27 protein-coding genes are annotated in these 23,982 nt (G+C 71.6%); 17 read left to right on the plus strand and 10 right to left on the minus strand.

Annotated features, from left to right (window positions below):
• Positions 1-70: 70 nt before the first annotated feature.
• Entirely contained in the window at positions 71-730 is a 660-nt protein-coding gene (locus tag ACH41F_RS12630) for a TetR family transcriptional regulator (protein WP_398834967.1), read from the minus strand.
• A 58-nt stretch (positions 731-788) separates the two neighbouring features.
• On the opposite strand from ACH41F_RS12630, the gene ACH41F_RS12635 reads away from it, so the two are divergent.
• The 5 genes from ACH41F_RS12635 to ACH41F_RS12655 all read left to right on the plus strand — a co-directional run bounded on the left by ACH41F_RS12635 (position 789) and on the right by ACH41F_RS12655 (position 5,103).
• On the plus strand, positions 789-1,496 hold the full coding sequence (locus tag ACH41F_RS12635; RefSeq protein ID WP_391235075.1) for a class II aldolase/adducin family protein: 708 nt from the start codon (positions 789-791) through the stop codon (positions 1,494-1,496).
• Positions 1,493-2,422 carry a carbohydrate kinase family protein gene (locus ACH41F_RS12640; protein ID WP_398834969.1) on the plus strand — a complete coding sequence of 310 codons (930 nt, stop codon included), beginning with the start codon at positions 1,493-1,495 and terminating at the stop codon, positions 2,420-2,422. The genes ACH41F_RS12635 and ACH41F_RS12640 overlap by 4 nt, the downstream gene beginning before the upstream one ends.
• A 67-nt stretch (positions 2,423-2,489) precedes the next feature.
• Positions 2,490-3,173, plus strand: coding sequence for an NUDIX domain-containing protein (locus ACH41F_RS12645; protein ID WP_398834971.1), 684 nt, complete (start codon positions 2,490-2,492; stop codon positions 3,171-3,173).
• A gap of 70 nt (positions 3,174-3,243) precedes the next feature.
• The gene (locus tag ACH41F_RS12650; protein ID WP_391235069.1) at positions 3,244-4,227 is read left to right on the plus strand and encodes an aldo/keto reductase; all 984 of its coding nucleotides are present in this window, start codon (positions 3,244-3,246) and stop codon (positions 4,225-4,227) included.
• A gap of 72 nt (positions 4,228-4,299) precedes the next feature.
• Positions 4,300-5,103: a DUF427 domain-containing protein gene (locus ACH41F_RS12655; RefSeq protein WP_391235067.1), complete on the plus strand. Its 804-nt coding sequence runs from the start codon at positions 4,300-4,302 to the stop codon at positions 5,101-5,103.
• On the opposite strand, the gene ACH41F_RS12660 is transcribed toward ACH41F_RS12655, so the two are convergent.
• Positions 5,093-5,878 (minus strand): GntR family transcriptional regulator, encoded by a 786-nt coding sequence (locus ACH41F_RS12660; protein ID WP_398834975.1) that lies wholly within the window; start codon positions 5,876-5,878, stop codon positions 5,093-5,095. The two genes, ACH41F_RS12655 and ACH41F_RS12660, sit on opposite strands and share 11 nt — an antisense overlap.
• 46 nt (positions 5,879-5,924) lie before the next feature.
• Positions 5,925-6,158, minus strand: coding sequence for a hypothetical protein (locus ACH41F_RS12665; protein WP_398834978.1), 234 nt, complete (start codon positions 6,156-6,158; stop codon positions 5,925-5,927).
• Positions 6,159-6,431: 273 nt separating this feature from the next.
• Here ACH41F_RS12665 and ACH41F_RS12670 point away from each other — a divergent pair, with 273 nt between their 5' ends.
• From ACH41F_RS12670 to ACH41F_RS12690, 5 genes are read left to right on the plus strand one after another with little or no spacing between them, the layout of a single operon-like run.
• Positions 6,432-7,451: a substrate-binding domain-containing protein gene (locus tag ACH41F_RS12670; RefSeq protein WP_391235063.1), complete on the plus strand. Its 1,020-nt coding sequence runs from the start codon at positions 6,432-6,434 to the stop codon at positions 7,449-7,451.
• Positions 7,451-8,527, plus strand: a complete 1,077-nt coding sequence (locus ACH41F_RS12675) for an ABC transporter permease (protein WP_391235061.1) — start codon at positions 7,451-7,453, stop codon at positions 8,525-8,527. The genes ACH41F_RS12670 and ACH41F_RS12675 overlap by 1 nt, the downstream gene beginning before the upstream one ends.
• 5 nt (positions 8,528-8,532) lie before the next feature.
• On the plus strand, positions 8,533-9,447 hold the full coding sequence (locus tag ACH41F_RS12680) for an ATP-binding cassette domain-containing protein (protein WP_398834981.1): 915 nt from the start codon (positions 8,533-8,535) through the stop codon (positions 9,445-9,447).
• Positions 9,444-10,343, plus strand: a complete 900-nt coding sequence (locus ACH41F_RS12685; RefSeq protein ID WP_398834984.1) for a sugar phosphate isomerase/epimerase family protein — start codon at positions 9,444-9,446, stop codon at positions 10,341-10,343. The genes ACH41F_RS12680 and ACH41F_RS12685 overlap by 4 nt, the downstream gene beginning before the upstream one ends.
• Before the next feature lie 10 nt (positions 10,344-10,353).
• The gene (locus tag ACH41F_RS12690; protein ID WP_398834987.1) at positions 10,354-11,370 is read left to right on the plus strand and encodes a Gfo/Idh/MocA family protein; all 1,017 of its coding nucleotides are present in this window, start codon (positions 10,354-10,356) and stop codon (positions 11,368-11,370) included.
• A gap of 65 nt (positions 11,371-11,435) precedes the next feature.
• On the opposite strand, the gene ACH41F_RS12695 is transcribed toward ACH41F_RS12690, so the two are convergent.
• From ACH41F_RS12695 to ACH41F_RS12715, 5 genes are all read right to left on the minus strand, one after another.
• Positions 11,436-11,888 (minus strand): GNAT family N-acetyltransferase, encoded by a 453-nt coding sequence (locus ACH41F_RS12695; protein ID WP_398834990.1) that lies wholly within the window; start codon positions 11,886-11,888, stop codon positions 11,436-11,438.
• A 97-nt stretch (positions 11,889-11,985) separates the two neighbouring features.
• Positions 11,986-13,008 carry a Gfo/Idh/MocA family protein gene (locus ACH41F_RS12700; protein ID WP_398834993.1) on the minus strand — a complete coding sequence of 341 codons (1,023 nt, stop codon included), beginning with the start codon at positions 13,006-13,008 and terminating at the stop codon, positions 11,986-11,988.
• On the minus strand, positions 13,005-14,009 hold the full coding sequence (locus tag ACH41F_RS12705; RefSeq protein ID WP_398834996.1) for a Gfo/Idh/MocA family oxidoreductase: 1,005 nt from the start codon (positions 14,007-14,009) through the stop codon (positions 13,005-13,007). Before ACH41F_RS12705 ends, ACH41F_RS12700 begins: the two co-directional genes overlap by 4 nt.
• A gap of 105 nt (positions 14,010-14,114) precedes the next feature.
• On the minus strand, positions 14,115-14,891 hold the full coding sequence (locus ACH41F_RS12710) for an oxidoreductase (protein WP_391235047.1): 777 nt from the start codon (positions 14,889-14,891) through the stop codon (positions 14,115-14,117).
• A gap of 19 nt (positions 14,892-14,910) precedes the next feature.
• Positions 14,911-16,077, minus strand: coding sequence for a phytanoyl-CoA dioxygenase family protein (locus ACH41F_RS12715; RefSeq protein WP_398835000.1), 1,167 nt, complete (start codon positions 16,075-16,077; stop codon positions 14,911-14,913).
• A gap of 107 nt (positions 16,078-16,184) precedes the next feature.
• On the opposite strand from ACH41F_RS12715, the gene ACH41F_RS12720 reads away from it, so the two are divergent.
• The gene (locus ACH41F_RS12720) at positions 16,185-17,216 is read left to right on the plus strand and encodes a substrate-binding domain-containing protein (protein WP_391235043.1); all 1,032 of its coding nucleotides are present in this window, start codon (positions 16,185-16,187) and stop codon (positions 17,214-17,216) included.
• Here ACH41F_RS12720 and ACH41F_RS12725 read toward each other — a convergent pair.
• Both ACH41F_RS12725 and ACH41F_RS12730 read right to left on the minus strand, forming a co-directional pair.
• Positions 17,206-18,357: a Gfo/Idh/MocA family oxidoreductase gene (locus ACH41F_RS12725; RefSeq protein WP_391235041.1), complete on the minus strand. Its 1,152-nt coding sequence runs from the start codon at positions 18,355-18,357 to the stop codon at positions 17,206-17,208. The genes ACH41F_RS12720 and ACH41F_RS12725 overlap by 11 nt on opposite strands.
• 151 nt (positions 18,358-18,508) lie before the next feature.
• Positions 18,509-18,853: a cupin domain-containing protein gene (locus tag ACH41F_RS12730; RefSeq protein ID WP_391235039.1), complete on the minus strand. Its 345-nt coding sequence runs from the start codon at positions 18,851-18,853 to the stop codon at positions 18,509-18,511.
• 123 nt (positions 18,854-18,976) lie between these two features.
• On the opposite strand from ACH41F_RS12730, the gene ACH41F_RS12735 reads away from it, so the two are divergent.
• The 6 genes from ACH41F_RS12735 to ACH41F_RS12760 all read left to right on the plus strand — a co-directional run bounded on the left by ACH41F_RS12735 (position 18,977) and on the right by ACH41F_RS12760 (position 23,974).
• Positions 18,977-19,489 carry a hypothetical protein gene (locus ACH41F_RS12735; protein WP_391235037.1) on the plus strand — a complete coding sequence of 171 codons (513 nt, stop codon included), beginning with the start codon at positions 18,977-18,979 and terminating at the stop codon, positions 19,487-19,489.
• 155 nt (positions 19,490-19,644) lie between these two features.
• Complete coding sequence (locus ACH41F_RS12740; protein WP_391235035.1) at positions 19,645-20,493, plus strand: dioxygenase; 849 nt, start codon at positions 19,645-19,647, stop codon at positions 20,491-20,493.
• Positions 20,490-21,557, plus strand: a complete 1,068-nt coding sequence (locus ACH41F_RS12745; RefSeq protein ID WP_391235033.1) for an iron-containing alcohol dehydrogenase — start codon at positions 20,490-20,492, stop codon at positions 21,555-21,557. Before ACH41F_RS12740 ends, ACH41F_RS12745 begins: the two co-directional genes overlap by 4 nt.
• 132 nt (positions 21,558-21,689) lie before the next feature.
• A complete protein-coding gene (locus ACH41F_RS12750; protein ID WP_391235031.1) occupies positions 21,690-22,340 on the plus strand; it encodes an FCD domain-containing protein in 651 nt (216 codons plus the stop codon).
• Positions 22,341-22,410: 70 nt separating this feature from the next.
• Positions 22,411-23,160, plus strand: a complete 750-nt coding sequence (locus tag ACH41F_RS12755; RefSeq protein WP_391235029.1) for a PIG-L family deacetylase — start codon at positions 22,411-22,413, stop codon at positions 23,158-23,160.
• Positions 23,161-23,260: 100 nt separating this feature from the next.
• Positions 23,261-23,974, plus strand: a complete 714-nt coding sequence (locus tag ACH41F_RS12760; protein WP_391235027.1) for a 4-carboxy-4-hydroxy-2-oxoadipate aldolase/oxaloacetate decarboxylase — start codon at positions 23,261-23,263, stop codon at positions 23,972-23,974.
• Positions 23,975-23,982: the final 8 nt, after the last annotated feature.

The raw sequence follows: 23,982 nt of genomic DNA on the forward strand, positions 1-23,982 counted from the left end.
GGAAACGGCAGGCCCGCTGGTCGTTTTGCGCCCCCGGACTCCCGGACTCCCGCCCGCCGCCCCCCTCTCGCTACCCCCTCCGATAGCGCCCCGCCACCTCCCCCAGGTACCCCCGCAGCATCACCTTCGCCTCGTCCAGCAGTGCCGCGTCCCCCGCTCGGTTCCGTCGGAATGCCTCCTGGGCCAGGGCGTCCGCGGCGAGCATCGCGGCGTGGCAGGTGCGGTCCAGGTCGTCGTCGTCCTCGGCGAGGTCGAGGGTGAGGAGGATGCGGCGGATGCCGTCGGCCATGCGGCGCTTGTGCTCGCGGTCGGCGGCGCGGGTCTGCTCGGTCAGGCCGCTGCCGAACCACAGGGCGCGGAAGCCGTGCTCGGTGCGGTAGATCGCAGCGAACGCGTCGATGAGGACGGCCACCGGGTCCGGCCAGCGCTCGGCGGCCGCCGCCCGGACCAGGTCGTCCATCGCCGCTTCCAGCTTGGCGAAGTACCCGGCCGCGAGGGCCTCGATGATGGCACCCCGGTCGGGCAGGTACTGGTACAGCGAGCCGACCGACACCCGCGCCTCGGCGGCGATCCGGGTCGTGGTGAGGGCCTCGACGCCCTCCTCGACCAGCACCCGCTCGGCGGACTCGAGGACCCGGGCGAGCCGGGCCTTGCTGCGGGCCTGCTGGGGAGTGCGGCGCAGGGAGGCGACCCCCGCCGCCCAGCCGGCGTCCGCGGTGGGCTCACCCACGTGACAACCTCCGAACGTGAACGTGACTTTGTTTCAGGTTTAGGTTACCGTCGCGCGCATGACCGACTCAAGCGCGGGCATGACCGACGCCCCTTCGGCGTGGCGCGAGGAACGGGCCGCGGTCGCCGACGCCTGCCGCCGGCTGGGCGCCGAGGGACTGCTCATCGGCACGGCCGGGAACGTGAGCGTACGCGTGGACGACCGGGTCGCGATCACCGCCACCGGCGCGGTCCTCGCCGAGCTCACCCCGGACCAGGTGACTGTCGTCGACCTCGACGGAGAGATCGTCTCCGGCACCCTGCGACCGACCTCGGAACTGGACCTGCACCTCGGTGTCTACCACCGCTACGGCACCGGCGCCGTCGTGCACACCCACGCGCCCATGGCCACCGCCCTCTCCCTCGTCCTCGACGAACTGCCCTGCATCCACTATCAGTTGCTGGCCCTCGGCGGCACCGTACGGGTAGCCCGGTACGCCACCTTCGGCACCCCCGAACTCGCCGAGTCGGTCCTGACCGCCCTGGAGGGCCGGGGCGGGGCGCTGATGGCCAACCACGGGGCCGTGACCCACGCGCCCACGCTCGACAAGGCGGTCGAACACGCCCTGCTGCTGGAGTGGGCCTGCGGGGTGTACCAGCACGCGGCGGCCCTCGGCACGCCCCGTGTCCTCGACGAGCAGCAGCAACTCGCGGTCATCGAGGCCGCCCTGGCCCGCGACTACGGCACCACGCAGTCCGTACCACCCGTTCAGGAGGGAAACAGATGAAGGTCGTCACGATGGGCGTGCACGTACTGGACGTGCTGGTGCGGCCGGTCGAGGCCATACCCGAGGGCCAGGGCGCCACCCTGGTCGAGGACATCCGCATGACCGCCGCCGGCACGGCCGCCGGCACCGCCCTCACCCTCGCCAAGCTCGGCGCGCGGGTGCGCACCGCCGGTGCGATCGGCACCGACCCGACCGGCGACCTGCTCCTGGGGTTGCTGGAGAAGGCCGGGATCGACACCGGGCTGATCGTCCGCCGCGTCGACACCTCCACCTCCGCGACCGTCCTGCCCATCCGCCCCAACGGCGACCGCCCCACCCTGCACCTCCTCGGCGCCAACATCACCTACGGCCTCGACGACGTCCCCTGGGACGCGGTCGCCGAGGCGACCCATCTCCACCTGGGCGGACCGGAGTTGATCGGTGCCGAGGTCGCCGCGCGGATCCTCGCGCACGCCAAGGAGCACGACGTCGTCACCTCCGTGGACCTCCTGGCCCCCGGCGAACTCGGCACCTTCGACCAGATCGAACCGCTGCTCCCGTACGTCGACCACCTGCTGCCCAACGACGACCAGGTCCTCGGGTTCAGCGGCGAGGCGGACCTCGTGGCCGGCGCGCAGAAGCTCGTCGCCGCCGGCGCCGGACTCGTGGCGGTCACCCGCGGCGCCGAGGGCGCGCTGCTCGTGACCGCCGAGGGCACCGAGTCGGTCCCCGCCTTCGACGTCGACGTCGTCGACACGACCGGCTGCGGCGACGCCTTCTCGGCCGGCTTCCTGCGCGGGATCAGCCTGAACCGTACGCCCCGTGAGGCGGCCGTCCTGGGGTGCGCGTCGGCGGCCCTGGTGGCGCAGGGGCTCGGCAGCGACCACGGGGACTTCGACCTCGCCGAGGCCGACGAGTTCTCCATGACCGGCAAGGTCCGCGGATGAGGTGACGGCGGTCGGGGTGATAGACAGCGGGCATGACCCACTCGCACTTCCGTCCGGCCGGCGACCGATGACCGCCGGCATCGACACCCCCGACCGCCGTGGCCGCACCGGCCTCGACCGCACCGGTCTCGACCTGACCGGCAACCCGCGCGTGAAGGTCCGCGAGGTGAGACTGCTCTCCAGCCACTGGTACGTCGAGCGCGCCACGACCTTCGACCTCCAGCGCGCCGACGGGACGTGGAGCACCCAGCAGCGCGAGACCCACGACCGCGGCAACGGCGCCACCATGCTGCTCTACGACACGGCACGCGAAACCGTCCTGCTCACCCGGCAGTTCCGCTTCCCGGTCTACGTCAACGGGCATCCCGACGGCATGCTGGTCGAGACCCCGGGCGGGCTGCTCGACGACGATGACGAGCACCCGGAGATCGCGGTGCGCCGCGAGGTGGTGGAGGAGACCGGGCACACCATCGGCGAGGTCCGGCACGTCTTCGACGTCTACATGAGCCCGGGGTCCGTGACCGAGCGGGTCAGTTTCTACGCCGCCGAGTACGGACCCTCGACCCGCACCCACGCGGGCGGCGGCCTCCACGAGGAGGGCGAGGACATCGAGATCCTCGAACTGCCCTTCCGCCGGGCCCTGGAGATGATCCGTGCCGGGGAGATCGCCGACGCCAAGACCATCATGCTGCTGCAATGGGCCGCGCTGGAGGGTCCGTTCGCGCCGCCGGGGTCAAGTCCCTTGCGTTGAAGCGCACTTCAAGAGGCAGACTCCCGTTCACGTGCCCCGAGCGTGGGCGCGTGAACGGGAGGGGACCACCATGAGGTACCGCACCATCGGCACCGATCCGGCCACCCGCCGAGAGGTCAGCGTGCTCGCCCTCGGCACGATGCTGTTCGGCTCGCGCACCGACGAGGAGACCGCCTTCGCCGTGCTCGACCGCTACGTCGAGGCGGGCGGCACCTTCCTCGACACCTCCGACAACTACGCCTTCTGGACCGACGGCGGCCAGGGCGGCCAGAGCGAGGAACTCCTCGGCCGCTGGCGGCGCAGCCGTGGCATCGGCGACGAGATCGTCATCGCCACCAAGCTCGGCGCCCGCCCGCTCGCCCCCGGGACGAGCTATGTCGACAACGCCGAGGGCCTGTCGGCGAAGGTGATCCGCGAGGCCGCCGGGCGCAGCCGGGAACGGCTCGGCGTGGAGAAGCTGGACCTGCTGTACGCGCACATCGAGGACCACGCCGTACCCCTGCGGGAGACCGTCGAGGGCTTCGCCGAACTCGTCGCCGAGGGCACGGTCGGACTGCTCGGCGTCAGCAACCACGCCGTGTGGCGCGTCGAGCGCGCCCGCGCGATCGCCGCCGCGGCCGGACTGCCGGGCTACGAGGTCCTCCAGTACGCCCACAGTCATCTGCGGCCCCGCTACGACGTCCCCGAGGACCTCTTCCCCGACGGCAGCCTCGGCCACGCCGGACCCGACCTGCTCGGCTATCTGCGCGAGGAGCCCGGCCTGACCCTGGTCGCCTACTCGCCCCTGCTCAAAGGTGCCTACACCCACCCCGACCGGCTCCCCGCCGACTTCGACCACCCGGGCACACCGGCCCGGCTGCGCGTCCTGCGCGAGGTGGCCCGGGAGACCGGCGCGACCGTCAACCAGGTGGTCCTGGCCTGGCAGATCGGTGGAGCGCTGCCGATCCTGCCGCTGGCCGGGGTGTCCTCGGTGGCGCAGCTGGAGGAGAACCTGGCCGCGGTCGACCTGGAGCTGACCGAGGAGCAGCGGGCCCGGCTGGACGCGGCGCACTGAACGCTCCCGCGGCAGAGGGGCGATGACCGATCCGTGGGCCTAGGCTCGTGAGAGAGCCGAAGGAGCCCGGCCATGACCTCACATCCGTGCGCACGCACCCTCCGTACCACCCCCGAAGGCCTCCTCTGGGAGCCCGGGGAGCGCTGGGTGCGCGGCTACAAGGGTGATGTCGCCGTCGTCGACAGCCGCCACCCCGTTCTCGTCTGGGAACCCGACGTCCCCGTGCCGGTGTACGCGTTTCCCCGGGACGAGGTCCGCACCGACCTGCTGCGCCCGGCCGGGAACCCGCGCACCGGCGCCCACACCGGCTCGCGGCTCTTCTACGACCTCGAGGTCGGCGGCGTGCTCGTGGAGAACGCGGCGTGGACCTTCCCCGCCGACGACCTCGCCGGGCACATCGCCTTCGAGTGGTTCCGGCGCTGGGACAGCGGCCTCGACCACTGGTACGAGGAGGAGGAAGAGATCTTCGTACACCCCCGTGACCCGCACAAACGGGTGGACGCCCTGCCCAGCAGCCGTCATGTGGTCGTCGAGGTCGCCGGGCGGGTCGTCGCCGACACCCGGCGTCCGGTGCTGCTCTTCGAGACCTCGCTGCCGACCCGGTACTACCTGCCCCGCGAGGACGTCCGCCTCGACCTGTTCGCGGCGACCGACCACCGCACCGGCTGCCCGTACAAGGGCACCGCCGAGTACTGGACCTGGCGCGGCGACGAGGACGTGCCCCGCGACGTGCTGTGGAGCTACCCGGAACCGCTGCCCGCGGTGGCCCCGATCCGGGGGCTCCTCGCCTTCTACAACGAGGCCGTCGACCTCACCGTGGACGGTGAGCGCCGCCCGCGGCCGGTGACGCCGTTCACCGCGGGCCTCAGGACCTGACCAGCAACTGGAAGTCGAACGCGTACCGGGACGCGCGGTAGATGTGCGTCCCGTACTCGACCGGCCGGCCGGTGTCGTCGTACGCCGTGCGTTGCATCGTCAGCAGGGCCGCGCCCGGCGGCTCGTCCAGACGCCTGGCCTCCTCGGTGGTGGCGCACCGGGCGCCTATGGTCTGGCGGGCGCTGTGCAGGGTGATGCCCGCCGAGCGCATCAGCCGGTACAGGCCCGTGGACTCCAGCCGGGCGGAGTCGAGTTCGAGCAGGGTAGCGGGCAGGTAGTTGCGGAGGATCGCCACGGGCTGGCCGTGCGTGGCGCGCAGCCGTTCCAGGACGATCACGTCGCCGCCCTCGGCGAGATGGAGGGCCGCGGCCACGTCGGCCGCGGCGGGGACGTGCTCGTGGCGCACCACCTGCGTGGTCGGCCCCTGTCCGGCCGCCTCCAGGTCGTCGTAGAGACTGCTCAGTTCCAGGCCGCGCTTGACCTGGCTGTGCACGACCTGCGTGCCGACGCCGCGCCGCCGGACGAGCAGGCCCTTGTCGACCAGGGACTGGATCGCCTGGCGGACGGTCGGCCGGGACAGGCCGAGGCGTACGGAGAGGTCGATCTCGTTGCCCAGGAGGTTTCCCGGGGCGAGCACCCCGTGCTCGATGGCCGCCTCCAGCTGCTGCGCCAGCTGGTAGTAGAGCGGCACCGGACTGCCCCGGTCCAGGGCGAAGTCCAGGGCGTCGAGCGCGGGGGCGGTTGCGGCACGTGAGGAGCCGCCGGTCTTCGCCATGGGACGTCCCTCCCTCGGATGCGGGTTCACAGGTGGCGGCGGTCGGTCACCTGACGGGTGGCGCGGGCCCTTGCGGGACCGGGGCGTGCTGGTCTCGGTCGGGCGCGGTGGCGGGGTGGCCGGGCCGGGCGGTCGCGGCCGAGACCTGGCCTGCCGAACCCTCGGGAAACTTTCCGAACTTCTGCACATCGCCCAGTGGCACGCCCGACCGGAGTGCGTAAAGATCGACTTCAATACGGCCGATCGTGAACAAGTCGAAGGGCTGGGATGAATCGGTCATAGGGACGCTCCTCGAGTCCCAGGGGGCCTGTCGCCTCCCAGGTGTAGGACCCGAGGGGTGACCCTGTCAATACTTTGTACTTACATTCGGACCTGATTGTGAAATGATGTCTTAACAAAGTATTGACACCAGGCTCGGGAAGGGATGGAATCCCGTCCCAGTACAACCGCCGTATTTGCGGCACGCGACTCGGACATGCCAAGATCCCGGGCCTCGGAATCCCCCGAGATCTCTTCTCCCTTTCCCCCGTAAGCACAGTGAGGTGCAGGAAAGATGGACCGCTCTTCTCACTCCCGTTCCCGTCGATTCGCCCCCGTGGTGGCGATCGCGGCGGCGGCAGCCCTGACCCTCGCCGGCTGTTCCAGCAGTTCCGGGGGCAAGAAGTCCGACGAGAGCGCGGACGGCGCCTCCGCGGGCAAGGCGAACACCCCGCGCATGACGGTCGCCCTGGTCACGCACCAGTCGCAGGGCGACACCTTCTGGGACATCGTCCGCAAGGGCGCCGAGGCCGCCGCCGCCAAGGACAACATCAAGCTCATCTACTCCAACGACCCGAGCGCGGGCGCCCAGGCCAACCTGGTGCAGAACGCCATCGACCAGAAGGTCGACGGCATCGCCGTCACCCTGGCCAAGCCGGACGCCATGAAGGACGTCATCGCCAAGGCGAAGGGGCAGAACATACCCGTCGTCGGCCTGAACTCCGGCGTCAGCGAGTGGCAGAAGCTCGGCCTGATGGAGTTCTTCGGGCAGGACGAGACCGTCGCCGGTGAGGCGCTCGGCAAGCGCCTGAACGAGGCCGGCGCCAAGAACGCCGTCTGTGTCATCCAGGAGCAGGGCAACATCGGCCTGACCCAGCGCTGCGACGGCGTCGACAAGACCTTCGACGGCAAGCTCCAGACCCTGAACGTCAACGGCACCGACATGCCGTCCGTGAAGTCGACGATCACCGCCAAGCTCAGCCAGGACAAGTCCATCGACTACGTCGTCACCCTCGGCGCGCCCTTCGCGCTGACCTCGGTGCAGTCGGTGGCCGACGCGGGCAGCAAGGCCAAGATCGCCACCTTCGACCTCAACAAGGACCTGACGGGTGCCATCAGCAAGGGCACCATCGAGTTCGCGGTCGACCAGCAGCCGTACCTCCAGGGCTACCTGGCGATCGACTCGCTGTGGCTGTACAAGAACAACGGCAACTACATGGGCGGCGGTGAGCAGCCGGTGCTGACCGGCCCGGCCTTCGTCGACAAGTCCAACGTCGACAAGGTGGCCGAGTTCGCCTCGAAGGGCACCCGGTGATGGGTATGACCCAGCACGCCGAGCCGGCGGTGACCACACCGCCGGCCCCCGGCCGGAAGGAGACCGACGGCCGGACCGCCCGACGCCCCCTGGCCCTGCGGCTGTTGGCCCGCCCGGAGATCGGTGTCTTCCTCGGTGCCGTGGCGGTGTGGGTGTTCTTCCTGATCTCCGCCCCGCCGGTGCGCGAGGGCAGCGCGATGGCGAACATCCTCTACCAGTCGTCCACCATCGGGATCATGGCCCTGCCGGTCGCGCTGCTGATGATCGGCGGCGAGTTCGACCTGTCGTCCGGCGTCGCGGTCATCACCTCGGCGCTCACCGCGAGCATGCTCGCCTACCAGCTCACGCTGAACGTGTGGGCGGGTGTCGTCGCCGCCCTCGTGGTGTCGCTCGCGATCGGGTTCCTCAACGGCTGGCTGGTGGTCAGGACCGGGCTGCCCAGCTTCCTGATCACCCTGGGCACCTTCCTGATCCTTCAGGGCGTGAACCTCGCGGTCACCAAGCTGGTCACCGGCAACGTCGCCACCGACGACATCAGCGACATGGACGGCTTCTCCGGCGCGAAGAAGGTCTTCGCCTCCTCCTTCGAGGTCGGCGGCGTCCAGATCAAGATCACCATCGTGTACTGGCTGGTCTTCGCGGCCCTGGCCACCTGGATGCTGCTGCGCACCAGGTACGGCAACTGGATCTTCGCCGTCGGCGGCAACAAGGACTCCGCCCGAGCCGTCGGTGTGCCCGTGACGTTCACGAAGATCTCGCTGTTCATGCTGGTCGGCCTCGGCGCCTGGTTCGTCGGCATGCACAACCTGTTCTCCTTCAACACCGTGCAGTCCGGCGAGGGCGTGGGCCAGGAGCTCATCTACATCTCCGCGGCCGTCATCGGCGGCTGCCTGCTGACCGGCGGCGCCGGCTCGGCGATCGGCCCGGTCTTCGGGGCGTTCATGTTCGGCATGGTCCAGCAGGGCATCGTCTACGCCGGCTGGAACCCGGACTGGTTCAAGGCCTTCCTCGGCGTGATGCTCCTCGGCGCCGTCATGATCAATCTGTGGGTCAGCCGCACGGCGACCCGGAGGTGACCGCAATGACTCCCACCAACGAAGCCGGCACCCACGGCGCCGTCCTCGCCGACGACGCCCCCGCCACCGACGGGGCCGTCGTCGAACTCCGCAACGCGGGCAAGGCGTACGGCAACATCCGTGCCCTGCACGGCGTGGACCTGAAGGTCTTCCCCAGCCAGGTCACCTGTGTCCTCGGCGACAACGGCGCCGGCAAGTCCACGCTGATCAAAATCATCTCCGGGCTGCACCAGCACACCGAGGGCGAGTTCCTCGTCGACGGCGCCCCGGTCCGCTTCAGCACCCCCCGCGAGGCTCTGGACAAGGGCATCGCCACCGTCTACCAGGACCTCGCCGTGGTCCCCCTGATGCCGGTCTGGCGCAACTTCTTCCTCGGCTCCGAGCTGACCAAGGGCCCCTGGCCCGTCCGCCGTCTGGACATCGAGCGGATGAAGAGGACGGCCGACGAGGAACTGCGCAACATGGGCATCGTCCTGGACGACATGGAACAGCCCATCGGCACCCTCTCCGGCGGCCAGCGCCAGTGCGTGGCCATCGCCCGTGCCGTCCACTTCGGCGCCCGTGTCCTCATCCTGGACGAACCCACCGCCGCCCTCGGCGTCAAGCAGTCCGGTGTGGTGCTCAAGTACATCGCCGCCGCCCGCGACCGCGGCCTCGGCGTCATCTTCATCACCCACAACCCGCACCACGCCTACATGGTCGGCGACCACTTCAGCGTGCTGCGCCTGGGCACCATGGAACTCAACGCCTCCCGCGAGGAGGTGAGCCTGGAGGAACTCACCAACCACATGGCCGGCGGCTCCGAACTCGCCGCCCTCAAGAACGAGTTGTCCCAGGTGCGCGGTGTCGACGTCGAGGGGCTCCCCGAGGCGCAGGACCTCAGGGCACCGGTCGCCACCACCAAGGACGACGCGTCGTGACCGCCCTGGACCGCATCCGGGTCGGCTCCGCCCCCGACTCCTGGGGCGTCTGGTTCCCCGACGACCCCCAGCAGGTCCCCTGGGAACGCTTCCTGGACGAGGTCGCCGAAGCGGGCTACTCCTGGATCGAGTTGGGCCCCTACGGCTACCTGCCCACCGACCCGGCCCGCCTCACGGACGAGGTGGACCGGCGCGGCCTGAAGGTGTCGGCCGGCACCGTCTTCACCGGGCTGCACCGCGGCCCCGCCGTGTGGGAGTCGACCTGGGAGCACGTCAGCCAGGTCGCCGCCCTCACCCAGGCCATGGGCGCCCGGCACCTCGTCGTCATCCCCTCCTTCTGGCGCGACGACAAGACCGCCGAACTCCTCGAACCGCCGGAGCTGACCCACGAGCAGTGGGCGTACCTGACCAAGGGCATGGAGCGGCTCGGCCACGAGGTGAAGGAGGCGTACGGGCTCGACATCGTCGTCCACCCGCACGCCGACACCCACATCGACACCGAGGACCACGTCGAGCGCTTCCTCGACTCGACCGACTCCGAGCTGGTCAACCTCTGCCTGGACACCGGGCACTACGCCTACTGCGGCGGCGACAGCGTCAAGCTGATCGAGACCTACGGCGAGCGCATCGGCTACCTCCACCTCAAGCAGGTCGACCCGGCGGTCCTCGCCGACGTCGTGGCGAACGAGGTGCCGTTCGGCCCGGCGGTGCAGCGCGGAGTGATGTGCGAACCGCCCTCCGGCGTACCGGAGTTGGAGCCGGTGCTGGTGGCGGCGCAGAAGCTCGGCGTGGAGCTGTTCGCCATCGTCGAGCAGGACATGTACCCGTGCGAGCCGGACAAGCCGCTGCCGATCGCCGTACGCACCCGCAGGTTCCTGAGGTCCTGCGGAGCCTGAGAGGACGGACATGGCCCAGCGTGCACCGCTCCGCGTCGCGGTCATCGGTACGGGGAAGATGGGCGCCGACCATGTGCGCCGCATCCAGGAGGTCGTCAGCGGGGCCCGGGTGAGCGCCGTCGTGGACGTCGACGCGGAGCGGGTCAAGGCCGTCGCGGCCCGCGTCGACGGCTGCACCGCGTACACCGACCCGGCGACGGCGCTGGCGGCGCGGGACGTCGACGCCGTACTCATCGCGTCGTCCGGTCCGGCCCACGAGGCGGCACTCCTCGCCGCCCTGGAGCGCGACCTGCCGGTGCTGTGCGAGAAGCCGCTCACCCCGGACCCGGCGTCGGCGCTGCGGGTCCTGGAAGCCGAGCGGGCGTTGGGGCACCGCCGTGTCCAGGTCGGCTTCATGCGGCGCTACGACGCCGAGTACAGGAAGCTCAAGTCCCTCCTGGAGACGGGCCAGTTGGGCCGCCCGCTGATGCTGCACAACCGGCATCGCAACGCGGCCAGCCCGCCCTTCTTCACCAGCGAGATGCTCGTCAGCGACTCGGTGGCGCACGAGACGGACGTGACCCGCTGGCTGCTCGGCCAGGAGATCACCGCCGTCACCGTGCTGCGGCCCCGGCCGACCGCGAGCGCGCCGGAGGGCCTCCAGGACCCGCAGTTCGTGGTGTTCGAGACGGACGGCGGCGCGGTCGTCGACGTCGAGATCTTCGTCAACTGCGGCTTCGGCTACCAGGTCCAGGCCGAGGTGGTCTGCGAACGCGGCACCGCGCGCGTCGGTGACGGCCACGCCCTGGTCACCAACATGGCGGGACGCTGGGGCGGCACCATCGCCCAGGACTTCCTCGACCGCTTCGCCGACGCCTACGACCGCGAGGTCCAGGCCTGGGTGGACGCCACCCGCCGGGGCGAGGTCACCGGGCCCAGCAGCTGGGACGGGTACGCGGCGGCCGCCGTGTGCGAGGCGGGGGTGCGGGCGCTGAACGACGGCGGTCGCGTGGAGGTGGAGCTGGTGGAACGGCCGCCGCTGTACTGACCCCGCCCCTCCGGCCGGACCGGGACCGGCGCGGACGAGCCGCGAGGGGCCGCGTGCCGGCACGCTCACGGGCTTGCGGGGAGAGCCCGGGTGAAGACGACCATCGGCTGACCCGGCCCGTGGTACGCGTCCTCGACGCGTGCGTCGAATCCGAGGCTGCGGTGGAAGGCGACCGAACCCTCGTTGGTGACCGACGTGATCGCCTTCAGACGGACCGCCCCCTGTCCGCGGGCGGCGTCGGTGAACGCGGCGTACAGATCGCGGCCGACACCGGTGCCGCGGGCGTCGGAGCGGGTGGCGATCAGATGGACGTACCCCGTGCCGTCCGGGGTGACGAAGCCGATGAGGTAGCCGCGGATGCCGTCCTCGGCACGGGCGACGGGACACGTCGAGCCGAACTCCTGGACCAGGGCGAGGAGATGGAGCGAGCGGAGGTCACGGTCGCCCCAGTAGAGCGAGTGGTCCGCCAGTACCTGGTGCAGATCGGTGACGTGGGCGGGAACGATGTGGACGGCCATGCGCCCGATCATGGCAGGCGGACGACCGGGGCGCGGCGCCGGACGTGGTGGCGGGCGGGCGACGGCACCCCCGGCCACCGCCCTGCCCTCTCTCCTCCTACCGGTTCACGACCGACCGCGGGCGGGGTTCGAACCCCGCCGCGCGGTAACTCGCGTCGATCAGCTCCATCGTCGCCACCGCGTCGTCCGCGTCCAGCGGGACCGGCGTGCCCTCACGCACCCGCGCCGCGAAGGCCTCCAGCTGGTAGGTGTACGACGACCGTGTGCCGAGCCGTTCGGTCCGCTCGCCGCCGGCCGTGCGCACCACGACCCGGTCGTCCAGGTGCGGCAGCACGAAGTTCGGCGCGCTCACCTCGCCGCGGCTGCCGGTGATCCGGATGCTCATCTCCAGGCCGTCGTACGCCATGTGACAGCGCGCGGCCCCCGTGGCACCGCCGGGAAACTCCAGCTCGGCGTCCAGCCACTCGTCGACGCCCGGCGCGCCCGCCCGCTCCCCGCCGCGCGCGGAGACCAGCCTCGGGGCGCCGCCCGCGAACGGGGCGAGCATGCGCAGCGCGTGCAGGCTGTAGCAGCCCAGGTCCATCACCGCGCCGCCGGCCAGCGGCAGCGACCAGCGCGGGTCGGTGTCCGGCGGGGCGGCGATCGCCACCAGGGCCTCCACCCGCCGCAGGTCACCGATCTCGCCGCTGCCGAGGATCTCGTGCAGGCGCCGGGTGACCGGGTGGAAGAGGTAGTGGAACGCCTCCATGAACACGGTCCCGGACTTCTCCGCCGCCGCCCGCACCTCGGCGGCCTCCTCGGCGTTGCTCGCCGACGGCTTCTCGCTCAGCACGTGCTTGCCCGCCGCGAGGGCGGCGAGGTTCCACGGCCCGTGCAGGCCGTTGGCGAGAGGGTTGTAGACGACGTCGACCTCGGGGTCGGCGAGCAGGTCCGCGTAGGAGCCCACGACCCGCTCCACGCCGTGCTCGGCCGCGAACGCCTCGGCACGGGACCTCTCGCGGGCGGCCACCGCGACCAGGCGGTGGCCGGTGGTCCGGGCCGGGGCGACGAGGGAGCTCGCGGTGATGCGCGCGGCTCCCAGTACTCCGATACGCAACTGTTCCCGGCCCGGCTCGCTCATGCCTGCCGTACCTCCTCGATGGTGACGGGGCGGTGCTCGTTGAGGGACAGTGTGCACGCCTCGGCGATCCAGCCCGCCTCCAGGGCGTCCTGGACCGTGCACGGCGAGGGCCGCCGACCCGCGACGACCTCGGTGAACGCGGTGAGTTCGGCGCGGTAGGCCTCGGTGAAGCGGTCCATGAAGAAGTCGTGCGGGGTGCCCGCGGGGAAGGTCACACCGGGCTCCACCGAGCGCAGCGGCAGCTTGTCCTCCAGACCCACCGCGATGGAGTCGGTGAAGCCGTGGATCTCCATCCGGACGTCGTAACCCCGGGCGTTGTGGCGGGAGTTGGAGATCACCGCGATGGTGCCGTCGTCCAGGGTGAGGAGCGCGCCGGTGGTGTCGGCGTCACCCGCGGCCCTGATGTAGTCGGCACCCCGGTTGCCGCCGACGGCGTACACCTCGACGACCTCGCGGCCGGTCACCCAGCGGATGATGTCGAAGTCGTGCACCGAGCAGTCCCGGAAGATGCCTCCGGAGGCGGCGACGTACGCGGCCGGCGGCGGCGCCGGGTCCAGGGTGGTGGACCGTACGGTGTGCAGCGTGCCCAGCTCCCCCGACTGCACGGCGGCCCGCGCGGCGACGAAACCGGCGTCGAAGCGGCGGTTGTAGCCGATCTGGATCGGCACGTCCTTGCCCTGGATCGCCCTGAGCACCTCGACGCCCTCGCTCATGTGCTTGGCGACGGGCTTCTCGCAGAAGACGGGGACGCCGGCCTCGACGCCGGCCAGGATCAGCGCGGGGTGCGCGTCGGTCGCGGCCGCGACGACGATGCCGTCCACGCCGGCGGCCAGCAGCGCCTCGGGCGAGTCCACGACCTCGCCCCCGAACTTCTCCGCGGCGGCCTTGGCGGCGTCCGCGAACGGGTCGGTGAGCACGAGCGACTCGACCGCGTCGAGTCCGGACAGGGTCTCGGCGTGGAAGGCGCCGATGCGGCCGAGGCCGAGGATTCCGATGCGCATGGGGGTGACTCCTTGAGACGGGGTTGCGCCCCGAAGGGGCGCGGGGAACTGCGCGACCAGCCACGGACAACCCGCAGCCGACCACCGACGAACCGTGGCAAATCCTTAGTCGAGACCCCCCAGCACGTTCTGGTCCCAGTCGATCACGGACCCCGTGACCACGCCCGACCGCTCCGACAGCAGCAGCACCACGAAGTCGGCGATCTCGTCCGGCTGGCCGAGCTTGCCCATCGGCAGCTTCGCCGCGGCCTGCTCCCGCCAGTCGTCCCCGGCGCCGTGGAACGCCTTCTGCGTGGCGTCCTCACCCTCGGTCGCCGTCCAGCCGATGTTCAGGCCGTTGATCCGCACCCGGTCCCACCGGTGGGCGTGCGCGGCGTTGCGGGTCAGGCCGATCAGACCGGCCTTCGCGGCGACATAAGGGGCGAGGAAGGGCTGCCCGCCGTGCGCCGAGGACGTGATGATGTTGACGATGGTGCCGGGCGCCTTGCGGCCCACCATGTCGGCGACCGCGGCCTGCATGGCGAAGAACGGCGCCTTGAGGTTGATCGCGATGTGCTGGTCGAACAGCTCGGGCGTGGTGTCCAGGAGCGTGCCCCGCGAGGTCAGCCCCGCCGAGTTCACCAGGCAGTCGATCCGGCCGTACGCGGCGACCACCTCGGCCACGGACGCCCTGGCCTGTCCGGCGTCCGCGAGGTCGGCGCGGACGAACATCGCCTTGCCGCCGGCGGCCGTCAGCTCGGCGACCAGCGCCTCGCCCGGTTCCGGCCGCCGCCCGGACACGGCCACCACCGCGCCCTCGCGCACCGCCGCCCGCGCGATCGCGGCGCCCACGCCCTGGCTGCCGCCATTGACGAGGACGATCCTGTCGTCGAGAAGTCCCATGGAACACAAGTCCTTTCGGCTAGCTCGTGCGCCGCTCGGCGCGCGCCCGCAGCTCGTCCCGCAGTGTCCGCGGTGTCCATCGCTCGCGCAGCGCCCTGCGGACCAGGTCCGCCTGCGAGGGCGGGGCGAGCCCGTCCACCGGCGGGTCGCTGTCGAGGTTGGTGGGGAAGGGGTAGCCCTCGGCACTGGCGGCGATCACGTTCTCCAGCCACTGCTCGTCGGCCCCCTCCGAGGCGCGCCGCAGCAGCACGGGGTAGACCGCGTTCGTCACCGTCTCCCGGTCCACGGTCTCCATCGCGCGCCCGAACGCCGAGGACACCTGGAGCAGGTTGGCCACCCGCCGTACGTCCGTGGTCCGGTTGGTCCCGGCGGCGTGCAGCACCGCCGGGTTGAAGAACGCGGCGTCGCCCTTGGCGAGCGGCAGCTGGACGTGGTTGTCCTTGAAGTACGCCGTGAACTCGGGCCGCCGCCACGCCAGATAGCCCGCCTCGAAGGTCTGCGAGTACGGCAGGTACAGCGTCGGCCCGGACTCCACCGGCATGTCGCAGTGGGCGACCGCGCCCTGGAGTGTGAGGACGGGGGAGAGGCGGTGGACGTGCGCGGGGTAGGCCGCGGCGGCGGCGTCGGAGAGGAACCCGAGGTGGTAGTCACGGTGCGCGCTCTGCGCGAGGCCGCCCGGGTTGACCACGTTGACCTGGGAGGTGACCTGGTAGCCGGGGCCGAGCCAGGCCTCGCTGACCAGGGCCAGGACCGGGTTCGCGTAGTAGTCGGCGAAGGCCGGGGGGTCGTAGAGGGCCGCCTTCTCCAGGGCGTTCCACAGGCGTTCGTTGTCGCCGGGCCGGGCGAAGTGGTCGCCGGCGGTGGCCCCCGCCGCCTTCTGCTCGCGGATCAGGGCCTCGAACACCTCGCTCGCCCGGTCCACGACACCCGGGTCGGGGAAGGCGCCCCGGAAGACCACGACCCCGGGTCCGTCGCTGAGGGCCCGTACGAGCTCCTCCTGGACCTCCCGGCGGTTCCCGGCGGCAGCGACGCGCGCGCTGTCGTACACCAGGACGTTCCGTTCCGCGGAGTCGGCGTAGGGGTAGTCGGCGGGGTCGGTGGTCCGCTCGACGAGGGTGCGCAGGACCCCGAGGTCGCAGTCCTGGTCGGACAGCCACGCACGGCGGTGTACGGAGGTGAAGGACATCGACGTCCTCTCGGTGACAGGGGCGACGCAGCGCTGTCATTCTTGTCAGTACAAACCCGTCGAACAACCGGCACGGGTCCATCAAAAACCCCTCAAGGAGCCGAGGCATGGGCCACCCCTTCCCGATCCGGGAGATCGCACGTCAGGCGGGTCTGAGCGAGGCCACCGTCGACCGCGTCCTGAACGGCAGGGGAGGGGTCCGCGAGAGCACCGCGCGAGAGGTCCGGCAGGCCATCGCCGACCTGGACCGCCAGCGCACCCAGGTCCGGCTCGTCGGCCGCACCTTCATGATCGACATCGTGATGCAGACCCCGGAGCGCTTCTCCACCGCCGTCCGAGCCGCCCTGGAGGCCGAACTGCCCGCCCTCCACCCGGCGGTCGTCCGCTCCCGCTTCCACTTCCGCGAGACCGGACCGGTCCAGGAACTGGTGAGAACCCTGGACCGGATAGCGCGGCGCGGCTCCCAGGGCGTCATCCTCAAGGCGCCGGACGTCCCCGAGGTCGCCGCCGCCGTCGGCCGTCTCGCCCAGGCCGGCATCCCCGTGGTCACCCTGGTCACCGACCTGCCCAGCACCCCGCGGCTCGCCTATGTCGGCATCGACAACCGGGCCGCCGGCGCGACCGCCGCCTACCTCATGGGCCAGTGGCTCGGCGACCGCCCCGGCAATGTGCTGACCAGCCTCAGCAGCGGCTTCTTCCGCAACGAGGAGGAGCGCGAGATGGGATTCCGCAGCGCCATGCGCGCCCGCCACCCGCACCGCGCCCTGGTGGAGATCGCGGAGGGGCAGGGCCTGGACGCCACCCAGTACGACCTCGTCCGGGCTGCCCTGGAACGCGATCCGCAGATCCGCGCGGTCTACTCGATCGGCGGCGGCAACATCGCCACCCTGCGGGCCTTCGCGGACCTCGGCCGCTCGTGCGCGGTGTTCATCGCGCACGACCTCGACCACGACAACGACCGGCTGCTGCGCGAGCGGCGGCTGTCCGCCGTCCTCCACCACGACCTGCGCCAGGACCTGCGCGAGGCCTGCCATCTCGTGATGCGCGAACACGGCGCGCTGCCGCCCGCGGGACCGACCCTGCCGTCCGCGATCCAGGTGGTCACGCCCTACAACATGCCGACGACGCTCACAGGTTGACCCAGGTGCCGCTCCGCGCCGACCGCGCCATCGCGTCGAGCACGACGGCACTGTGCACGGCGTCCGCGAGCGTCGCCCCGTACGAGGTGCCCTCCGCGATCGAGCGCAGGAAGCGATGGCACTCGATCACCTTCAGGTCGTCGTAGCCCATGGCGTTCGCGGCGCCCGGCTGGAACGCCCCGAACTCGCCGTCACCGGGGCCGACATGGACGGTGCTGACGGGCTGGTCCTGGTAGCTGGTGCCGAGGCTGACGCCCAACTCGTTCATCCTGCGGAAGTCCCAGAACACCGCGCCCTTCGTGCCGTGCACCTCGAAGCCGTAGTTGTTCTGCTCGCCGACCGAGACCCGGCATGCCTCCAGCACGCCGCGGGCGCCGGAGGCGAAGCGCAGCAGGCAGTTGACGTAGTCCTCGTTCTCGACCGGGCCCAACTCGCCGCCGGTGGCCCGGGAATGACCCGCGGTGGCCCCGGTCGGCCGGGCCCGCTCCGGCACGAAGATCGCGGAGTCTGCGGTGAGGGAGGCGATGTCGCCGAGCAGGTACCGGGCGAGGTCCGCGCCGTGCGAGGCGAGGTCGCCCAGCACTCCGCTGCCGCCCCGCTCCCTCTCGTACCGCCAGGTCAAGGCGCCCTCGGGGTGGGCCGCGTAGTCGCTGAAGAGCCGGACGCGGACATGCGTGACCGTGCCGATGGCGCCGGAGGCGATCAGCTCCCGGGCCTTCTCCACCGCGGGCGCGTTGCGGTAGTTGAAGCCGACCGCGCTGTGGACACCCGCCTTGCCCGCGGCGTCGGCGACCTCCCGCGCGTCCTCGGCGCCCAGGCCCACCGGCTTCTCGATCCAGATGTGCTTGCCGGCCTCCGCCATCGCGACACCGATCTCCCGGTGCAGGAAGTTGGGCGCGGTGATGCTGACGGCCTGGACGCGCGGATCGGCGGCCACCTCCCGCCAGTCGCGGCTCGTCGAGGCGAACCCGAACTGCGCGGCGGCCGCCTCGGCCCGGCCCGGCACCTCCTCGGCGACGGACACCAGCACGGGACGCAGGCCGAGTTGCGGATAGTGGTGCAGGACACGGGCGTACGCCTGGGTGTGCACCCGGCCCATCCAGCCGAACCCGACGACGGCCACCCCGAGCGAATCCACCATCACAGCCCCTTTTCGGACCGGTCCACGATCTGTCCAGGCCACCTTGGGCGGGGTTCCGACGGGTGTCAACCCTTTGACAGGACATACGGCCATGGAGGTCAGCGGCACCACGGCGCCTCCGGGCACGCCGGAGATCCACGGCCCTCGGCGCCTACAGGTTGATCGCGTACACCTTCCGCAGCGTCTCGTGCACCGTCCATGTCGTACGGTCGCCCTCGCGCAGGACGGCCATGTCGCCGGGCCCGACCTCCAGCGTCGGCCCGCCCTCGACCTCGACGGTCGCCGAGCCGCTGAGCACCACGAACAGCTCGTCCGCCTCGGTGTCGGTGACCACCCCGGGCGTGATCTGCCAGATCCCCCGGATCTGCTTGCCGTCCGCCGACTCCCAGACCACCTTCCCCCGCACCTCGGGTGTGCCGGAGACGATCTGCTCCGGGGCGAGGGGCTCGGGTTCGAGCTCGGCGTCGGGGACGTGGACAACGAAACTGTGGGTCATGAAAGGACCCTAACCACCGGGCGCCGGTCCTGGCCGTGGACAGGATGTGGGGTATCGGCCCAGGTGGGGGGACACTTCGTCGCGGACTGGCGAGGGGCCGGGACCCGGGTGATCGTGGAGGGCATGGCGGAGACCAGGGCTGCGGCGCCTGAGCGGCGCGGGCACGACACGCGCGAGAGTCTGGTGTTCGGCGGCGTCTACGGCGCGGTCCTGGCCTGCTCCATGGTCGCCGCGCTCACCCAGTACGGCCACACCGACCAGGAGAGCCGTCGCTACGACGCCGCGTGGCTGCTGGTCACGGCCTGCGCCTCCGCCCTCGCCCACGGCTACGCCCACTACATCGCGGAGCGCACCCCGCACCGCCGCGGCGACGCCCTGCGCACCCTCGCCGACGAGTGGCCCCTGGTCACGGCCGTCCTGCCCACGGTGTTCGTCCTGGCCGGCGCGGGGTGGGGCTGGTGGCCGGCGAAGGGCGTGGAGTACCCGGCGTTCGCCCTGAACATCACCCTGCTGTTCGCCCTGGGCGTCGGCACGGCCCGCTGGTCCCACCGCTCCTGGCCCTACGCGCTGCTGATCGGTGTCGTCGACGCGCTGCTCGGCGTGGGCGTGGTGGTGGCGAACGCGGTCATCAAGTGAGATTGGGTGGGGCCGGCGCTGCTCGGCGTGGGCGTGGTGTGGCGAACGCGGTCATCAAGTGAGACCGGGGCGGGGCCGGTGCTGCGGGCCCCTGGGCCGGAAGGTGTGCCCGGGCGTCCGGTTCGGGTGGCCGGTGGACCGGGGAAGGAGCGGACATGACCGACGTCACCGACGAGGCGATCCACAGCCTGCGCACCACCGCCGACCCCCGCCTCCGCGACCTGCTCACCTCCCTCGTCCGCCATCTGCACGCCTTCGCGCACGAGACCCGGCTGACCCGGGCCGAGTGGGAGGCCGCGGTCGACTTCCTCACCGCGACCGGGCAGACCTGCACGGACACCCGGCAGGAGTTCATCCTGCTGTCGGACGTCCTCGGACTGTCGATGCTGCTGGAGACGATCCACGGCGGGCACACGCCCGGAACCACCGAGTCGACGGTACGCGGCCCCTTCCATCTGACCGCCTCCCCGGCCCGTGCCCTCGGCGACACGATCGACCTCGTGGGCGGCGGCGAGCCGTGCGTGGTCAGCGGGCGGGTGCTGTCGGCCGACGGCACCCCGCTGCCGGGCGCGCACCTCGACGTCTGGCAGGCCGACGGCCACGGCTTCTACGACGTCCAGTGCCCGGACGTCCAGCCGCCGGGCAACGGGCGCGGTCTGTTCACGGCGGACACCGAGGGCGGATTCCGGTTCCGGACCTGTGTGCCGAGCTCGTACCCCATCCCCACGGACGGTCCCGTGGGCGACCTCCTGCGGGCCACCGGACGGCACCCCTACCGCCCCGCGCACATCCACTTCATCGCCTCGGCCGACGGACACCGGCCCGTCACCACGCACGTCTTCGTGGCCGGTGACCCCTACCTGGACTCCGACGCGGTGTTCGCCGTCAAGCAGAGCCTGGTGCGCGACTTCACCCCCGTAGACGACCCCCCGCTGGCCGAGGAGTTGGGTGTCCCGAACCCTTTCCGGCACGCGCGGATCGACCTCGTGCTGGAGCGGTCATGAAGGAGTTCGTCCACGAGTTCCCGGCCACGAGGGTCGTCCTGCGCCCCGGCGCCGCGACCACGGCGACCCCCGAGGAGGCCCGACGCCTCGGTCTGCGGCGGGTGGTGGTGGTCTGCGGCGCCCGTGGCGCGGCCACCGCGCGGACGGTCGCCGACGCCCTCGGACCGGCGTGCGCGGGACTGCACGCCGGAGCCCGGACGCACGTGCCCGTGGAGGTCGCCGAGCAGGCCGTCGCGGTGGCGCAGGACACCGGTGCCGACGGGTGCGTCGCGGTCGGCGGTGGGTCGGCCATCGGCCTCGGCAAGGCGATCGCCCTGCGCACCGGCCTGCCGCTGATCGCCGTACCCACCACGTACTCCGGCTCCGAGGCGACACCCGTCTGGGGCCTGACCGAGCAGGGCGCCAAACGCACCGGGCGCGACCCTGCGGTCCTGCCCCGCGCCGTCGTCTACGACCCCGAACTCACCCTCGCCCTGCCCGTACCGCTCTCCGTGACCAGCGGCGTCAACGCGATCGCGCACGGCGTCGAGGCGCTGTACGCCCCGGACGCCTCGCCGCTGATCGCGCTGATGGCCGAGGAGGGGGTACGGACGATGGCCCGCGCCCTGACCGACGTGGCCGCCGACCCGGCCTCCCCGGACGCCCGGGGCCGGGCGCTGTACGGCGCCTGGCTGTGCGGCTCCTGCCTCGGGGCCACCAGCATGGGCCTGCACCACAAGCTGTGCCACGTCCTCGGCGGCACCTTCGGGCTGCCCCACGCCGAGACCCACACCGTGGTGCTGCCCCACGTCCTCGCGTACAACGCGTCCGCGGCCCCGGACGCGGCGGCCACCGTGGCGCGCGCCCTGGACACGGACGACGCCCCGCGCGCCCTGTGGCGACTGGCCGCCGACCTCGGAGCGCCCCGCTCGCTCGCCGAACTCGGCCTGAAGGAGGCCGACTTGGCGGTGGCGGCCGCCGGTGCCACGGCCCAGCCCTACGCCAACCCGCGACCGGTCACGGCGGACGGAGTGCTCGCGCTGCTGCGGGCGGCGTACGAGGGCACGGCGCCTTCGCCGTCGTAGCCGGGCGGGCCGGACACGGACTGGGGCGGGCGGCCGAGTGTCTCGTCGCACCCGCAATATGGCGGACAAAATTGTTGACAATGTTGTCTGGCTAGATTTAGGTTCGACAGGCACTCACTCAGGGAGGGCGCGATGCCGAAAGAAGCCCGTCCGAGCACCGGGGAGCAGGCCAAGCAGCATGCGCTCGCGCAGCTGCGGCAGGCGATCCTGCACGGCGAGATGGCACCGGCGCAGCGGCTGGTGGAGAACGAGCTCGCCGAGCAGTTCGGTGTGACACGGGCCAGCATCCGGGCGGCACTCATCGATCTGGAGTCCCAGGGACTCGTGGAGCGGATCCGCAACCGTGGCTCACGGGTGCGGGTGGTGACCGTGGACGAAGCGGTCGCCATCACCGAGTGCCGCATGGTCCTCGAAGGGCTGTGCGCGGCGAAGGCGGCGGTCGCGGCGAGCGACGAGCAGCTGGTCCAGCTCACCGACCTCGGTACGGCCATGTCCAAGGCCGTCGCCGACGGTGAGCCGGTCACCTACTCCGAGCTCAACCACGACCTGCACGTCCGGATCCGGGAGTTCTCCGGCCAGGAGACCGCGCAGCAGCTGCTGGAGCGGCTCAACGCCCAACTGGTGCGGCACCGTTTCCAGTTGGCACTGCGACCGGGGCGCCCGCAGCAATCCCTGAACGAGCATCTGACCATGATCGAGGCGATCAGGGCCAGGGACCCGCAGGCGGCCGAGGCGGCCGTCCGTGCCCACCTCACCAGCGTGATCGAGGCGTTGCGCGACTGATCGAGACGTTGCGCGACTGATCGCGGTGGCGCGGGGCGGGCGCACACCTGTCACCGAGGAGATTTCTGCAATGACTGAGGCCAACGCGCCCGCCCGCCCACGATCGACACTCGTCGTCACCGCGCACGCCGGTGACTTCGTCTGGCGTGCGGGTGGTGCCATCGCCCTGGCCGCCTCCCGCGGCGAGAAGGTCACCATCGCCTGTCTGACCTTCGGCGAGCGCGGCGAGTCCGCCAAGGCCTGGCGCGAGGGCAGGAAACTGGAGGAGATCAAGGCGATGCGCCGGGACGAGGCCGAGCGGGCCGCCGCGACCCTCGGCGCCGACGTCCGCTTCTTCGACGCCGGCGACTACCCGCTGCTGGTCACCCCCGAACTGACGGACCGGCTCGTGGAGGTCTACCGCGACACCCAGCCCGACGTCGTGCTCACCCACCCCGCCGAGGACCCCTACAACGGCGACCATCCGGCCGCCCACCGCATGGCCCTGGAGGCCCGCGTCCTCGCGCAGGCCATCGGCTACCCCGCCCCCGGCGAGATCATCGGCGCCCCGCCGGTCTTCTACTTCGAGCCGCACCAGCCCGAGATGAGCGGCTTCAGGCCCGAGGTGCTCCTCGACATCACCGAGGTGTGGGACACCAAGCGCAAGGCCATGGAGTGCCTCGGCGCCCAGCAGCACCTGTGGGACTACTACACCGACCTCGCCGTCCGCCGTGGCGTCCAGCTCAAGCGCAACGCCGGCCCGAACCTGGGCCTCGCCCACCGGACCATGGCCGAGGCGTACATGCGCCCCTACCCACAGATCGCGAAGGAGCTGGCGTGAGCGAGACGAGGCGCAGGGGAGGCCGGGGGCCCGCGGAGCGAGACGGACGGGGCACCCGGCCGCGGCGGAGCCGCAGCGGAGCCCCGCAGAAGGAGGACGTATGAGCGGCGTGATCGTCACCGACCCGCCGAAGGCGGAGCTGAAGGACGTCGACGCGCTGGCCGGCCACGGTGTGGCGACGGTGAGCGAGGCCATGGGCCGCACCGGCTTGCTGGGGCCGGAGATCCGGCCCGTCCAGCAGGGCGTACGGGTCGCCGGCACCGCCGTCACCGTGCTCGGCTGGCCCGGCGACAACCTCATGATCCACGCCGCCGTCGAGCAGTGCGGCGAGGGCGACATCCTGGTCGTCACCACCACCTCCCCGTGCACGGACGGTCTGTTCGGCGAACTGTTCGCCACCGCGCTGAAACGGCGCGGGGTGCGCGGGGTCGTCATGAACACCGGCATCCGCGACACCCAGGAGCTGCGCGACATGGGCTTCGCCGCCTGGTCCCGCGCGGTCTCCTCACAGGGCACGGTCAAGGCCACCGGCGGCTCGGTCAACGTGCCGATCGCCATCGACGGCCAGGTGATCCGCCCCGGCGACGCGATCCTCGCCGACGACGACGGGGTCGTAATCGTCCCGCGTGAACGCGTCGCCGAGACGGTGCGCAGGTCCGAGGCGCGCGAGGCCAAGGAAGCCGCCACCCGCGCCGCCTTCCTTGACGGCCAACTCGGCCTGGACCGCTACGGGTTGCGGGACAGGCTCAAGGAACTCGGCGTCGAGTACCGGACGTTCGAGGAGTACACGGCGCACGAGGGAGAGCGGTCGTGACCGAGGAG

This window comes from Streptomyces sp. NPDC020489, from assembly GCF_044386545.1.
Classification (GTDB): Bacteria; Actinomycetota; Actinomycetes; order Streptomycetales; family Streptomycetaceae; genus Streptomyces.

Bases quoted from the DNA above. Each gene is read 5' to 3' on its own strand.
- ACH41F_RS12635 (WP_391235075.1), top strand. From the start codon at position 789: ATGACCGACTCAAGCGCGGGCATGACCGACGCCCCTTCGGCGTGGCGC.
- ACH41F_RS12640 (WP_398834969.1), top strand. From the start codon at position 1,493: ATGAAGGTCGTCACGATGGGCGTGCACGTACTGGACGTGCTGGTGCGG.
- ACH41F_RS12645 (WP_398834971.1), top strand. From the start codon at position 2,490: ATGACCGCCGGCATCGACACCCCCGACCGCCGTGGCCGCACCGGCCTC.
- ACH41F_RS12650 (WP_391235069.1), top strand. From the start codon at position 3,244: ATGAGGTACCGCACCATCGGCACCGATCCGGCCACCCGCCGAGAGGTC.
- ACH41F_RS12655 (WP_391235067.1), top strand. From the start codon at position 4,300: ATGACCTCACATCCGTGCGCACGCACCCTCCGTACCACCCCCGAAGGC.
- ACH41F_RS12660 (WP_398834975.1), bottom strand. From the start codon at position 5,878: ATGGCGAAGACCGGCGGCTCCTCACGTGCCGCAACCGCCCCCGCGCTC.
- ACH41F_RS12665 (WP_398834978.1), bottom strand. From the start codon at position 6,158: ATGACCGATTCATCCCAGCCCTTCGACTTGTTCACGATCGGCCGTATT.
- ACH41F_RS12670 (WP_391235063.1), top strand. From the start codon at position 6,432: ATGGACCGCTCTTCTCACTCCCGTTCCCGTCGATTCGCCCCCGTGGTG.
- ACH41F_RS12675 (WP_391235061.1), top strand. From the start codon at position 7,451: ATGGGTATGACCCAGCACGCCGAGCCGGCGGTGACCACACCGCCGGCC.
- ACH41F_RS12680 (WP_398834981.1), top strand. From the start codon at position 8,533: ATGACTCCCACCAACGAAGCCGGCACCCACGGCGCCGTCCTCGCCGAC.
- ACH41F_RS12690 (WP_398834987.1), top strand. From the start codon at position 10,354: ATGGCCCAGCGTGCACCGCTCCGCGTCGCGGTCATCGGTACGGGGAAG.
- ACH41F_RS12695 (WP_398834990.1), bottom strand. From the start codon at position 11,888: ATGGCCGTCCACATCGTTCCCGCCCACGTCACCGATCTGCACCAGGTA.
- ACH41F_RS12700 (WP_398834993.1), bottom strand. From the start codon at position 13,008: ATGAGCGAGCCGGGCCGGGAACAGTTGCGTATCGGAGTACTGGGAGCC.
- ACH41F_RS12705 (WP_398834996.1), bottom strand. From the start codon at position 14,009: ATGCGCATCGGAATCCTCGGCCTCGGCCGCATCGGCGCCTTCCACGCC.
- ACH41F_RS12710 (WP_391235047.1), bottom strand. From the start codon at position 14,891: ATGGGACTTCTCGACGACAGGATCGTCCTCGTCAATGGCGGCAGCCAG.
- ACH41F_RS12715 (WP_398835000.1), bottom strand. From the start codon at position 16,077: ATGTCCTTCACCTCCGTACACCGCCGTGCGTGGCTGTCCGACCAGGAC.
- ACH41F_RS12720 (WP_391235043.1), top strand. From the start codon at position 16,185: ATGGGCCACCCCTTCCCGATCCGGGAGATCGCACGTCAGGCGGGTCTG.
- ACH41F_RS12725 (WP_391235041.1), bottom strand. From the start codon at position 18,357: ATGGTGGATTCGCTCGGGGTGGCCGTCGTCGGGTTCGGCTGGATGGGC.
- ACH41F_RS12730 (WP_391235039.1), bottom strand. From the start codon at position 18,853: ATGACCCACAGTTTCGTTGTCCACGTCCCCGACGCCGAGCTCGAACCC.
- ACH41F_RS12735 (WP_391235037.1), top strand. From the start codon at position 18,977: ATGGCGGAGACCAGGGCTGCGGCGCCTGAGCGGCGCGGGCACGACACG.
- ACH41F_RS12740 (WP_391235035.1), top strand. From the start codon at position 19,645: ATGACCGACGTCACCGACGAGGCGATCCACAGCCTGCGCACCACCGCC.
- ACH41F_RS12745 (WP_391235033.1), top strand. From the start codon at position 20,490: ATGAAGGAGTTCGTCCACGAGTTCCCGGCCACGAGGGTCGTCCTGCGC.
- ACH41F_RS12750 (WP_391235031.1), top strand. From the start codon at position 21,690: ATGCCGAAAGAAGCCCGTCCGAGCACCGGGGAGCAGGCCAAGCAGCAT.
- ACH41F_RS12755 (WP_391235029.1), top strand. From the start codon at position 22,411: ATGACTGAGGCCAACGCGCCCGCCCGCCCACGATCGACACTCGTCGTC.
- ACH41F_RS12760 (WP_391235027.1), top strand. From the start codon at position 23,261: ATGAGCGGCGTGATCGTCACCGACCCGCCGAAGGCGGAGCTGAAGGAC.